Here is a 12,306-nt window from a genome sequence, read left to right on the forward strand (position 1 = left end):
ACCTTAATAACAACACGTCAACACCGTCACCTAGGAGTTTCACCATGTCGCGCAGCCTTTGGACTCGCTTCAAGCTACAGATCGCTTTCGTTGTCGCCGGCAGCCTGCTGCTGACCGGTTGCGCCAACACCGGTAGCTCCATGCTCGGCGACAACGAGGGGGCCGACCCGCGCCTGACCCAGGGCCAGGACGCAGAGTTCTTCAGCAAGTCCGGCTACCAGGCCTGCGCCGTCGGCGCCGGTGTCGGCATTCTCGCTTGCGCACTGTCCAACAGCAGCAACAAGGGTGTCTGCGCCGTCGCCGCCGGTATTACTGCGTGTGGCGTGGCCATGGGCGCGAACTACTACTTGGATCAGCGTCGCAGCGAATACTCCGACACCACCACCCGCTTGGCTAAAATGAACAGCGACGTCGAACAAGACACCCAGAACGTGATCGCCCGTACCGCGACCGCTCAGCAAGTGATCAAGGATGACCAGGCGCAAATCGCCCAGATCAAAAAGGACATCGCCAACAAGAAAGTCGACAAGGCCAAGGCCCAGGTGCAAATCGCCGAGATCGATTCGAACATCGCACGCCTGCGTAAAGACCTCGGCAACATGCGTATCAAAGTCACCGAATACACCAAAGTGGCAGACGCCGAGCGTGCACAAGGCGCCACCGGCGCCGAGATCAAGCAGGTGGACATGAACATTATGAAAATGAACCAGAAAGTCGCTGCCCTGCAGAAGGAAGTCGACGGTCTGTACAGCCAACGCTCCGCCATCACCCTGGGCTAAGCACATGACGCTACGACAACTGGCGGTCCTCTCCGCCGTCCTGACCTTGAGCGGTTGCGCGACCAAGCCGGGCGAATGCGATGCGACCAATCGCGACAGCAGCATGCTGACCAAGATGAACTGCGACTACTCCGGTGGTTACAGCGATCAGGTCAAGCAGAAGGAACTGGCGCTGAGCGAGTCCCGTCAGCAAAACGCAATGTTCCGTCAGGTGTACGAGAACATTCAGGCCCAGCAGCTCAGCACTAAAACCGACCTGGCCAGCCAGCAGAAAGCCCAGGCGGCGCTGAGTCAATCGCTGGGGCAATTGCTGACCTCGCTCAAGGCCCGGCATGGCAATGAAAGCCAGGTGCAAAAGCAGATTGCCGGCCTCGAGCAGCAGCTCAAGGCTTCAAAAGCGCCAACGGCCAAGTCAACGCCAGCGACGCTGGCGGCCAAACAGGAAGAGCTGAAGGCGTTGCAGAAGAAGGTCAACCAGCTGCAATTCAGCCTCGGCTACGAAGAATAACTTTTCACCCCGCAGGCCTCCCGATGGAGGCCTGCACTTTTTCAGGAATCGTCGTCATGCAGCGGGTCATCAGGGATGCGCAAGCCACACCGGAGGGGATGAGTGCGCTGCAAGCTAAAGTCGCCCTCATCCAGAAACACTTTCCGCCGACCGTCGCCAGCCTTTTTGCCATCCCGCGGATGGGCAGCGGCGACGTGCTGGAATGGTGGACCGAACTGGGTGGGCAACCCACGCCCTACGCCGACCTCAACGAGGACGCGCAACGACGTTTGCTGGAAACCTATGAAGTACGTCAGACGTCCCTTGGACAGCTGGCGGACGAACTGCAAAAACGCGGTCAACCGACGGAAGCCGAAGACCTGCGCAGCCTGCTCGGCACACCGGAGCTGGACAAACTCTACAGCCTCAACGGTGAGCCTTTGGTGGTGCGCTGGAACCAGCGTCCGCCCAAACCGATCGTGCCGCCGGTTGTTCCGGTGGTGCCGGTTGTTCCGCCATCGCGTCGTGGCTGGTGGATCGCGGCGGCCTTGCTTGCGCTGCTGTTGCTGCTGCTTGCGCTGTGGCTCTGGTGGTTCCTGCACCGTGAGCCGGTTGTCGTGGCTCCACCGGTTGCGCCCGTGGTGACGCCCATCGAGAAACCGGTTGAACCTGTTCCCGAGCCTGTCGTGGAACCGGAACCGGCTCCGGAACCAGAGCCCGTACCCGAACCAGCTCCAGTGCCGCCACCCAAGCCGGTCCCACCACCAAAACCGGTCGTGGCCGCGCCGCCACCACCACCACCACCACCGCCGCCACCGCCACCGCCACCGCCACCGCCAGCCCCGACGCTGGACAACTACGCATGCCGCAAAAAAGCGCCTGATGCCGTGCCCCCGCAATTTGTGGTGGTACTCGACACCTCGGGCTCGATGGACTTGAACATCAAGTCGGTGAAAGCCGACGAAGATTGGTTTTACAGCAATGAGATGAACAAGTACCTGGACCCGAACCGCACCATGCGGATCTTCACCAAACCCAGCCGCATGGACGTCGCCAAGGACTCGCTGGCCGGCATGATCAATGGGCTGGACCCGAAGATCAACACGCGCCTGATCACCTTCGCCGGTTGCGAAAGAACACCGGACCAGGGCGTGTTCAAGTTTGGCGACCGCCCGCGGCTGATCAACGGGATTCGCGGTCTGGTTCCCGACGACGGCACACCGCTGGCCGACAGCCTGGCCTACGCGGCGAGCACGGTCGACGGGCGCAATAACGATGCCGTGATCGTGATGTTCGTCGACGGTGAAGACGGTTGCGGGCAGGACGTTTGCGCGGTATCCCGTCGAATCGCCAGGGAACAACCGCGCCTGCGGGTCAACGTGGTGAAAATCGGTGCCGGTGGCCCGTCACGTTGCATCGCTGAAAACACCGGTGGCCGGGTTTACAGCAGCACCAATGCGGCGGAGCTGGGTAGCCAGCTGAAACAGGCAACCAAGGAAGTGTCCAGCAATGCCAAGTGCAACTGACTTGGGTGCGGATCCTGAATTGAGGTGACCCCATCGCGAGCAAGCTCGCTCCCACAGGGTTTTGTGTCGATCACAAATCCAGTGTGGGAGCGAGCTTGCTCGCGATAGCTATTTCAAAGGCGCCTCAACGAAACCGGTCAACCTCTTGGCGCAAGTCCGCCGCGAGCTTCTCCAGCTCCTTGGCCGTCACCGCCAGGTTCGACACCACCTCACGCTGCTCACTGTTCGCCAGGGCAATGCTTTGCAGGTTGCTGCTCAGCAAGGTGGCGGTACTGCTTTGCTCTTGAGTCGCGGTGGTGATCGCCGCGAATTGCTGACCGGCCGAGCGGCTTTGCTCATCGATCCGCGCCAGGGCCGAAGCCACGTTGGCGTTGCGCGACAGGCCTTCCTGCATCAACAGGTTGCCCTGCTCCATGGTGCTGATGGCGTTACCGGTTTCCTGCTGAATGCTTTGGATCATGCCGGAAATTTCGTCGGTCGCTTCGCGAGTGCGTGAGGCCAGGTTACGAACTTCATCGGCCACGACTGCAAAACCACGCCCCTGCTCACCGGCACGAGCGGCTTCGATAGCGGCGTTGAGGGCCAGCAGGTTGGTTTGATCGGCGATCGAAGTAATCACACCGACGATGCCGCCGATTTCCTGGGAGCGCTGACCCAAGGTATTGATCACCGTCGCCGTGCTGTTCAGCGCGCCGGCGATTTGTTCCAGGGACGAGGACGCTTCGTCCATCGACGTACGACCGATCTGGGTTTGCTGTGCGTTTTCCTGGGCCAGACGCTGAGTGCTGCCCATGTTGTCGGCAATGTTCAGGGACGTTGCGCTGAACTCTTCCACCGCACCGGCCATGCTGGTGATTTCGCCCGACTGCTGCTCCATCCCTTCATAGGCGCCACCGGAAAGACCGGACAAGGCCTGGGCGCGGCTGTTGACCTCTTGCGAGGCCTTGCGGATGTGCTCGACCATGGTCGACAGCGCCTGGCTCATCTGGTTGAACGCGCGGGCCAGCTGACCGATTTCGTCATTGCTCGATACGTTCAGACGCACGCTCAAATCACCGGCGCCCAAGGCTTCCGCCTGACGCACCAAATCACCCAGCGGCGCGAGTTTGCTGCGCAGCAACCAGACCGCCGCCCCCACCGCGATCAACATCGCCAGCAGACTGCCAATCGCCAATTGAATCCCGACACTCCAGGTCACGGCACGAATTTCGGTTTTCGGCATGCTCGCCACGACCGACCATGGGCCGCCTTCAAACGGTACGGCAATGCTGTAGAAATCTTCGGACTTGTCGCTCCAGAACTCGCCCTTGCCCGGCGTTTTCGCCAAACCAACGATGGTCGGAGTCGCCTGATCCAGCGCTTGTACGCCCGCGATCGGCACCAGCCATTTGCTCTGTTCATCCAGCAGCGCCAGGGAACCGGTCTGGCCGATACGGAAGCGCTTGAGGTTGGCGAACTGCGCGTTCTGCGCGTCGGTGTAGTCAAATCCTACGAACAGAACGGCAATCACCTTACCGCCGCTGTCACGTACGGGAGTGTACTGAGTCATGTAGGAGCGTTCGAACAGCAAGGCGCGACCGACGTAGGCCTGCCCCGCCATCAAGCGGGCATAGGCCGGGTTCGCGTGATCGAGCAGCGTGCCGATGGCTCGGGTGCCGTCCTGTTTGCTCAGGGACGTGCTGACCCGAATGAAGTCTTCGCCGCTGCGCACAAACACAGTCGCAACGCCGGCGGTCATTTGCTTGAACTCGTCCACTTCCTTGAAATTGTTGTTCAGCACTTCGCTGCCCAGGTGCAGGCCCGGCGTCTGCGCGCCCGCTACCGCCACCGGTTCATCCGGGTGCACGCTCAAACCGGCGCTGAAGCGCTTCTCGAACAGGCCGCTCAGGCGCTGGGTGCTTTCACGCAACGTGCCGTGAAAGGTACTCAACTGATCGGCCAGCAACCGGGCTTCACTGGCCAGGTGCTCTTCGCGGGTGGCGAGGTTGGCGGTATCCAGCGAACGCAGGGCGAACACGCTACTGCCGCTGATGACAATCGCCAGTATCACGGCAAGCGCAAGACCAAGCTGTGAGGCGATCCGGGCACGAGGTTGAGACATGACAGCTCCTGGCCGAGCGACCGGATCCTCCTTGATCTGGCTGCACACTCAGCAAAATTCTAATAATGGGAATTGCGTCGAACCTGCACGAAGGTTCCACCTGCATTTTCGGCGGTAAATCGGAATACTTGAGTAATTAACCGGGATATGGCTCAAGGCCGCCATTGCGGCGGCTCTATCGATTCAGCCCAAGTGTTGAACGTCGGGCAATTCCATTGCTCGGGCTTCGCCTTGCAGGAAGTCGCTGAGCCTGCGCAAACGTTCACCACCGGGGCGGGTTTTCGGCCAGACCAGGTAATATTTTTCACCGCTGGCGACGGCCGTCGGCCACGGCAGACTCAGACGTCCCTGAGCGACATCTTCCGCCACCATCAGCAAATCGCCCATGGACACGCCATAACCTCGGGCGGCGGCGATCATGCCCAGCTCCAGCGTGTCGAACACCTGCCCGCCCTTGAGCGACACCTGATCCGCCAGCCCCATGCGTTCCAGCCAACTGCGCCAGTCACGACGATCCGGCGTCGGGTGCAGCAGTTCGGTATTGGCCAGCCGTGCGACGTCCCACGGTTGATCCTGCAGTAGATTCGGCGCGCCGACTGGAATCAGCTCTTCCGGGAACAGGAAACTCGCTTCCCAGTCCGGCGGAAAATGCCCGTTGCTGAGGATGACGGCGCAGTCGAACGGTTCATGGTTGAAGTCCACCGAATCGACGTCCATCCAGGCGCTGGTCAATTGCACCTCGTTGCCAGGTTGCAGGTGCCGAAAGCGGCTGAGCCGTGCCAGCAGCCAGCGCATGGTCAGGGTCGACGGCGCTTTCATGCGCAGGATGTCATCTTCGGCGCGCAAGGTATTGCAGGCCCGCTCCAGGGCAGTGAAGCCTTCGCGAATACCGGGCAGGATCAACCGCGCCGACTCGGTCAGTTGCAGATTGCGCCCACTGCGGTGAAACAGCCGACAGGCAAAATGCTCTTCGAGCGTACGAATGTGTCGGCTGACCGCGCTTTGGGTGATCGATAGTTCTTCGGCCGCACGGGTAAACGAACTGTGCCGCGCCGCCGCTTCGAATGCGCGCAGGGCATACAAGGGAGGAAGACGACGGGACATTCGGAAAGCTCCTATAGCGGGATTCGGTCACCCTAGCAGAAACTCTCCAGCATGAGTTTGAATCATGCAACCCATCCTTTTTATCCCTTTGTGCAAACCCCGTAGAGCGCCGAGAATCGACGCTTTCCTGTCCTCTCTGATAATCGAGCGTGATGACCATGCAGCATCCAGCACGTACCGAACTCTGGGCCATCCTGCGGCTGGCGGGGCCGTTGATTGCCTCGCAGTTGGCGCACATGCTGATGGTCCTCACCGACACCTTGATGATGGCGCGCCTGAGTCCAGAGGCGCTGGCCGGTGGCGGCCTGGGCGCAGCAACTTACTCGTTCGTGTCGATTTTCTGCATTGGCGTGATCGCCGCGGTCGGCACCCTCGTGGCAATCCGTCAGGGCGCCGGCGACATCGTCGGCGCCGCCAGGCTGACCCAGGCAGGGTTATGGCTGGCGTGGTTGATGGCCTTGGTGGCCGGGCTGCTGCTGTGGAACCTCAAACCGGTGTTGCTACTGTTCGGCCAGACCGAAACCAACGTCCACGCGGCCGGGCAGTTCCTGCTGATCCTGCCGTTCGCCCTGCCCGGCTACCTGAGCTTCATGGCCCTGCGTGGCTTCACCAGCGCCATCGGCCGGGCAACACCGGTGATGGTCATCAGCCTCGGCGGCACCGTGGCCAACTTCCTGCTCAATTACGCATTGATTACCGGCATGTTCGGCCTGCCGAAACTGGGGCTGATGGGCATCGGGCTGGTTACCGCTGTTGTCGCCAACTGCATGGCGCTGGCGCTGGCCTGGCACATCCGTCGGCATCCGGCCTACGACGCTTATCCCTTGCGCCAAGGCCTGTCGCGGCCTAACCGTCAGTATCTGAAGGAACTGTGGCGCCTGGGCCTGCCGATTGGTGGCACCTACGCGGTGGAAGTCGGACTGTTTGCGTTCGCCGCGCTATGCATGGGCACCATGGGCAGTACGCAAATGGGCGCACACCAGATTGCCCTGCAAATCGTCTCGGTGGCGTTCATGGTTCCGGCGGGGATTTCCTATGCGATCACCATGCGCATCGGGCAGCACTACGGCGCCGGGCAGCTGCTGAATGCACGGCTGGCCGGACGGGTCGGCATCGCTTTTGGCGCGGCGGCGATGCTTGCCTTCGCCATGGTCTTCTGGTTGCTGCCGAATCAGTTGATCGGTTTGTTCCTGGACCACAACGACCCGGCGTTTCGCGACGTCATCAACCTGGCCGTGAGCCTGTTGGCGGTCGCCGCGTGGTTCGAGCTGTTCGACGGCACGCAAACCATCGCCATGGGCTGCATTCGCGGGCTTAAGGATGCCAAGACAACGTTCCTGGTAGGTTTGGGCTGCTATTGGCTGATTGGTGCGCCAGCCGCCTGGTGGATGGCCTTCCATTTGAATTGGGGGCCGACAGGCGTCTGGTGGGGGTTGGCGCTGGGGCTGGCGTGCGCGGCGGTGAGCCTGACGTGGGCGTTTGAGTGGAAGATGAAGCGGATGATCAGACAGGAGCCGTCGTCAGGAACAAGTTTCCAAATCGCTCAGCCAGACTGAGATCCCCCTGTGGGAGTGAGCCTGCTCGCGATGGCGGAGTGTCAGTCAACATCATTGTTAACTGACAGGGCCTCATCGCGAGCAGGCTCGCTCCCACATTGAGTCCGCGTTTAAACCACGACCTCCAGTGCGGGCTGTTGGCTGCTGCCAAAGGTCAAATACTCAACCAGCTCCGCCAACGGCAGTGGCTTGCTGATCAAATATCCCTGCACCTGATCGCAGCCAAACCCGCGCAACAGATCCAGTTGCTCCGGCGTTTCTACGCCTTCGGCGACCACTTCAAGATTGAGGTTGTGCGCCAGATTGATCATCGCGTGGACCAGTTTGCGATTCTCTTCGCGCTGTTCCATGCCGCCGACAAAGCTCTTGTCGATCTTCAATAAGGCAATCGGCAGGCTGTTGAGGTGCACGAACGAAGAGAAACCGGTGCCGAAGTCGTCGAGGGAGAAGCGCACACCCAGACGCCCCAAGGCATCCATGGTCTGCTTCACAAGATCGCTGCGGCGCATGACCGCGGTTTCGGTCAGTTCGAACTCCAGCCACTGCGCCTCGACGCCGCGCTCGGCGATCAGCCGGCTCAGGGTCGACAGCAATTGGCTGTCCTGAAACTGCCGGAACGACAGGTTGATCGCCATGTGCAGCGCTGGCAAACCGCGTTCGCGCAGCGCCTGCATGTCCCGCAGGGCCCGGGAAATCACCCAGTAACCCAACGGCACGATCAAACCGCTCTGCTCGGCCAGCGGCACGAACTCGCTGGGCGCCAGCAACCCGCGCTCGCCATGGCGCCAGCGCACCAAGGCTTCGAGGCCGACGATCTGGCCGTCCTCAAGGTTCAGGCGAGGCTGGTAATGCAGTTCCAGTTCATCCCGGCGCAACGCCCGGCGCAGCTCGCTTTCGAGGTCGGCCATGCTGCGGGCATTGCGATTGATGCGTTCGTTGAAGATGTGAAAGGTACAGCCCTGAGTACTTTTGGCTTGTTGCATGGCGATGTGTGCGTGCCACATCAGCGGGTCGGCGCCGGCCTGAGCCCGGGCGTGGGCAATACCGAGGCTGGAGCCGATCAGCAGGCTTTCGCCGTCGACCCAGTAAGGCTCGGCCAGCGCTTCGGTAATGCGCTCGGCCATCCATTCGGCGCGCTGAGGCGCGCGGCGGGTGTCGATTAGCAGGGCGAACTCATCACTGCCCAGTCGCGCCAGTTGATCGCCGGCCTCAAGCTGGCTTTTCAGCCGCGCGACTACTTGCAGGATCAACCGGTCGCCGGCCTGGTGGCCGAGGGCGTCGTTGGCGTGACGGAAGTTGTCGAGGTCGAGATGACCGAGGGCCAGGCCGCGGCCGTCGTTTTCCGCCAGGCGTGCCGCCAGCAAGGTCTGGAAACCCTGGCGGTTGGCGATGCCAGTAAGCGGGTCTTGCTCAGCCAGGCGCTGCAGGGTGTTTTCCAGCACGCCACGCTCGCGCACATGCCGCAGGCACCGGCGCAACATGCCGGGATCAAGGTGATCGCGTACCAGCCAGTCGCTCACCCCATCGGGCGGCGCCAGTGGTTCGTGCTCGAGCAGCAATACCGTTGGCAGGCTGCAACGGCCAGGTAGAGGTTGAAGCGCTGGAATCGTCAACAACACCGCGCTGCGGTTGTCATCGAACAGACTGCTGACCGACTCCCAGCTCGGCGCGCTGATTAGCACGGTCGAGCTCCCCATCGGAGCCAGACACTCGCGCAACAACGCTGCCCACGCTGGCTCTTCGGCCAGTAGCAGCAAACGCAAGGGTTCGACAGGCGTAGACAAGCTAGCTCCCTAGACTCTGCAAAGATGTAGGCGGCGGGCATTATGCAGCGCCGGTAACCAATGACCAAATGACCTCGGTTATGAAACGCGGCTTTGTATCTTGAATAACGAACAATAGACGCACATTCATCGCGCATCCTGCGTGAAAGTATCAAAACCGGCAAATATAGATAGCGTGCTGCGTCACAAGTCGGAGAGAGCAGCACAATTCGCTGAGCCTGTTAAAATGCCGGCCCATTTCGCAAACGACTCCCTGATTTCGTATGTCCCGACTCAATCCCCGGCAGCAAGAAGCCGTGAGCTACGTCGGCGGCCCTCTTTTGGTGCTCGCCGGTGCAGGCTCCGGCAAGACCAGCGTGATCACCCGCAAAATTGCGCACCTGATCCAGAATTGCGGCATTCGCGCCCAGTACATCGTCGCCATGACCTTTACCAACAAGGCAGCGCGCGAGATGAAGGAACGGGTCGGCACCTTGCTCAAGGGCGGCGAAGGCCGCGGCCTGACCGTCTGCACCTTCCACAATCTGGGCCTGAACATCATCCGCAAGGAACACGTGCGGCTGGGCTACAAGCCGGGTTTCTCGATCTTCGACGAGACTGATGTCAAAGCCTTGATGACCGACATCATGCAGAAGGAATACTCGGGCGACGACGGCGTCGACGAGATCAAGAACATGATCGGCTCGTGGAAAAACGACCTGATCCTGCCGCCCGAAGCCCTGGAAAACGCCCGCAACCCCAAGGAACAGACCGCCGCCATCGTCTACACCCACTATCAGCGCACGCTCAAGGCGTTCAACGCGGTGGACTTCGACGACCTGATCCTGCTGCCGGTGAAACTGTTCCAGGAACACGCCGACATCCTCGAAAAATGGCAGAACAAAGTCCGCTACCTGCTGGTGGACGAGTACCAGGACACCAACGCCAGTCAGTATTTGCTGGTGAAGTTGCTGATCGGTACGCGCAACCAGTTCACCGTGGTCGGCGACGATGACCAGTCGATCTACGCCTGGCGCGGCGCCCGTCCGGAAAACCTGATGTTGCTCAAGGACGATTACCCGTCCCTGAAAGTGGTGATGCTGGAGCAAAACTATCGCTCCACCAGCCGCATCCTGCGGTGTGCCAACGTGCTGATCTCGAACAACCCACACGAATTCGAAAAGCAGCTGTGGAGCGAGATGGGCCACGGCGACGAGATCCGCGTGATCCGTTGCCGCAACGAAGACGCCGAAGCCGAACGCGTGGCCGTGGAACTGCTGACTCTGCACTTGCGCACGGACCGGCCGTACAGCGATTTTGCGATTCTGTACCGCGGTAACTACCAGGCCAAGCTGATCGAGCTGAAGCTGCAACACCACCAGATTCCGTATCGCCTGTCCGGCGGCAACAGCTTTTTCGGTCGTCAGGAAGTGAAAGACCTGATGGCCTACTTCCGCCTGATCGTGAACCCGGACGACGACAACGCCTTCCTGCGGGTGATCAACGTCCCACGCCGGGAGATCGGTTCGACCACGCTGGAAAAGCTTGGCAACTACGCCACCGAACGCAAAATCTCGATGTACGCCGCCACCGACGAAATCGGTCTGAGCGAGCATCTGGATACGCGCTTCACCGATCGGCTGTCGCGCTTCAAGCGCTTCATGGACAAGGTCCGCGAGCAGTGCGCCGGTGAAGACCCGATCTCGGCGCTGCGCAGCATGGTCATGGACATCGACTACGAGAACTGGCTGCGCACCAACAGCTCCAGCGACAAGGCCGCCGATTACCGCATGGGTAACGTCTGGTTCTTGATCGAGGCGTTGAAGAACACCCTCGAAAAAGACGAAGAAGGCGAGATGACCGTCGAAGACGCCATCGGCAAACTCGTCCTGCGCGACATGCTGGAACGTCAGCAGGAAGAGGAAGACGGCGCCGAAGGTGTGCAGATGATGACCCTGCACGCCTCCAAAGGCCTGGAATTCCCTTACGTGTTCATCATGGGCATGGAAGAGGAAATCCTCCCGCACCGCTCCAGTATCGAAGCCGACACCATCGAAGAAGAACGTCGCTTGGCCTACGTCGGCATTACCCGCGCGCGTCAGACCCTGGCCTTCACCTTCGCCGCCAAGCGTAAGCAATACGGCGAGATCATCGACTGCGCCCCGAGCCGCTTCCTCGATGAACTGCCGCCGGACGACCTGGCCTGGGAAGGCACCGACGACACACCCGTTGAAGTCAAAGCCGTTCGTGGCAATACCGCATTGGCGGATATACGCGCGATGTTAAAGCGCTAGAATCGACTACTTTTTAACCAGCCTTAGACGCACAGCCGTCCTTAGAGGAAAGCTTCATGGAAGCACTGCACAAGAAAATTCGCGAAGAAGGCATCGTGCTTTCCGACCAGGTCCTGAAAGTCGACGCCTTTCTGAACCACCAGATCGACCCGGCCCTGATGAAGCTGATCGGCGACGAATTCGCCACGCTGTTCAAGGATTCGGGCATCACCAAGATCGTCACCATCGAAGCCTCGGGCATTGCCCCGGCGATCATGACCGGTCTGAACCTCGGCGTGCCGGTGATTTTTGCGCGCAAGCATCAGTCCCTGACCCTGACTGAAAACCTGCTGTCGGCGACCGTTTACTCGTTCACCAAACAGACCGAAAGCACTGTGGCGATCTCCCCGCGCCACCTGACCAGCAGCGACCGCGTGCTGATCATCGATGACTTCCTGGCCAACGGTAAGGCGTCCCAGGCGCTGATCTCGATCATCAAACAGGCCGGCGCGACCGTGGCCGGTTTGGGGATCGTGATCGAGAAGTCGTTCCAGGGCGGCCGTGCGGAACTGGATGCGCAGGGTTATCGGGTTGAGTCCCTCGCCCGCGTTCAGTCGCTGGCTGGCGGCGTCGTAACCTTCATCGAATAACCCGCCACACCGCATTTCCCCTGTGGGAGCCAGCCTGCTGGCGATGGCCGTCTGTCAGTCATGAAGG

9 protein-coding genes are annotated in these 12,306 nt (G+C 60.8%); 6 read left to right on the plus strand and 3 right to left on the minus strand.

Features of this window, described 5'->3' with window-relative positions:
- The first annotated feature begins 44 nt into the window (after positions 1-44).
- The 3 genes from ACA056_RS28055 to ACA056_RS28065 are packed head-to-tail and all read left to right on the plus strand — an operon-like array spanning position 45 to position 2,792.
- Positions 45-779 carry an OmpA family protein gene (locus ACA056_RS28055; protein WP_497269314.1) on the plus strand — a complete coding sequence of 245 codons (735 nt, stop codon included), beginning with the start codon at positions 45-47 and terminating at the stop codon, positions 777-779.
- 4 nt (positions 780-783) lie between these two features.
- Complete coding sequence (locus ACA056_RS28060; RefSeq protein WP_497269316.1) at positions 784-1,287, plus strand: hypothetical protein; 504 nt, start codon at positions 784-786, stop codon at positions 1,285-1,287.
- A 56-nt stretch (positions 1,288-1,343) separates the two neighbouring features.
- The gene (locus tag ACA056_RS28065; protein WP_497269318.1) at positions 1,344-2,792 is read left to right on the plus strand and encodes a vWA domain-containing protein; all 1,449 of its coding nucleotides are present in this window, start codon (positions 1,344-1,346) and stop codon (positions 2,790-2,792) included.
- Between the two features lie 124 nt (positions 2,793-2,916).
- On the opposite strand, the gene ACA056_RS28070 is transcribed toward ACA056_RS28065, so the two are convergent.
- Entirely contained in the window at positions 2,917-4,893 is a 1,977-nt protein-coding gene (locus tag ACA056_RS28070) for a methyl-accepting chemotaxis protein (protein WP_497269320.1), read from the minus strand.
- Positions 4,894-5,076: 183 nt separating this feature from the next.
- Positions 5,077-5,997 carry a LysR substrate-binding domain-containing protein gene (locus ACA056_RS28075; RefSeq protein ID WP_497269322.1) on the minus strand — a complete coding sequence of 307 codons (921 nt, stop codon included), beginning with the start codon at positions 5,995-5,997 and terminating at the stop codon, positions 5,077-5,079.
- A 158-nt stretch (positions 5,998-6,155) separates the two neighbouring features.
- Here ACA056_RS28075 and ACA056_RS28080 point away from each other — a divergent pair, with 158 nt between their 5' ends.
- Positions 6,156-7,553 carry a NorM family multidrug efflux MATE transporter gene (locus tag ACA056_RS28080; RefSeq protein ID WP_497269324.1) on the plus strand — a complete coding sequence of 466 codons (1,398 nt, stop codon included), beginning with the start codon at positions 6,156-6,158 and terminating at the stop codon, positions 7,551-7,553.
- A 110-nt stretch (positions 7,554-7,663) separates the two neighbouring features.
- Here the strand turns inward: ACA056_RS28080 and ACA056_RS28085 are convergent, their stop codons facing one another.
- Positions 7,664-9,337 (minus strand): putative bifunctional diguanylate cyclase/phosphodiesterase, encoded by a 1,674-nt coding sequence (locus tag ACA056_RS28085; protein WP_497269326.1) that lies wholly within the window; start codon positions 9,335-9,337, stop codon positions 7,664-7,666.
- 263 nt (positions 9,338-9,600) lie between these two features.
- Here ACA056_RS28085 and rep point away from each other — a divergent pair, with 263 nt between their 5' ends.
- Together rep and ACA056_RS28095 are read left to right on the plus strand one after the other, a co-directional pair.
- Positions 9,601-11,610, plus strand: coding sequence for a DNA helicase Rep (gene rep, locus ACA056_RS28090; RefSeq protein ID WP_497269328.1), 2,010 nt, complete (start codon positions 9,601-9,603; stop codon positions 11,608-11,610).
- A gap of 56 nt (positions 11,611-11,666) precedes the next feature.
- Entirely contained in the window at positions 11,667-12,239 is a 573-nt protein-coding gene (locus ACA056_RS28095; protein ID WP_020799401.1) for a xanthine phosphoribosyltransferase, read from the plus strand.
- The last annotated feature ends 67 nt before the right edge of the window (positions 12,240-12,306 follow it).

Source organism: Pseudomonas sp. LBUM1666 (assembly GCF_059695775.1).

Bases quoted from the DNA above. Each gene is read 5' to 3' on its own strand.
- ACA056_RS28055 (WP_497269314.1), top strand. From the start codon at position 45: ATGTCGCGCAGCCTTTGGACTCGCTTCAAGCTACAGATCGCTTTCGTT.
- ACA056_RS28060 (WP_497269316.1), top strand. From the start codon at position 784: ATGACGCTACGACAACTGGCGGTCCTCTCCGCCGTCCTGACCTTGAGC.
- ACA056_RS28065 (WP_497269318.1), top strand. From the start codon at position 1,344: ATGCAGCGGGTCATCAGGGATGCGCAAGCCACACCGGAGGGGATGAGT.
- ACA056_RS28070 (WP_497269320.1), bottom strand. From the start codon at position 4,893: ATGTCTCAACCTCGTGCCCGGATCGCCTCACAGCTTGGTCTTGCGCTT.
- ACA056_RS28075 (WP_497269322.1), bottom strand. From the start codon at position 5,997: ATGTCCCGTCGTCTTCCTCCCTTGTATGCCCTGCGCGCATTCGAAGCG.
- ACA056_RS28080 (WP_497269324.1), top strand. From the start codon at position 6,156: ATGCAGCATCCAGCACGTACCGAACTCTGGGCCATCCTGCGGCTGGCG.
- rep (WP_497269328.1), top strand. From the start codon at position 9,601: ATGTCCCGACTCAATCCCCGGCAGCAAGAAGCCGTGAGCTACGTCGGC.
- ACA056_RS28095 (WP_020799401.1), top strand. From the start codon at position 11,667: ATGGAAGCACTGCACAAGAAAATTCGCGAAGAAGGCATCGTGCTTTCC.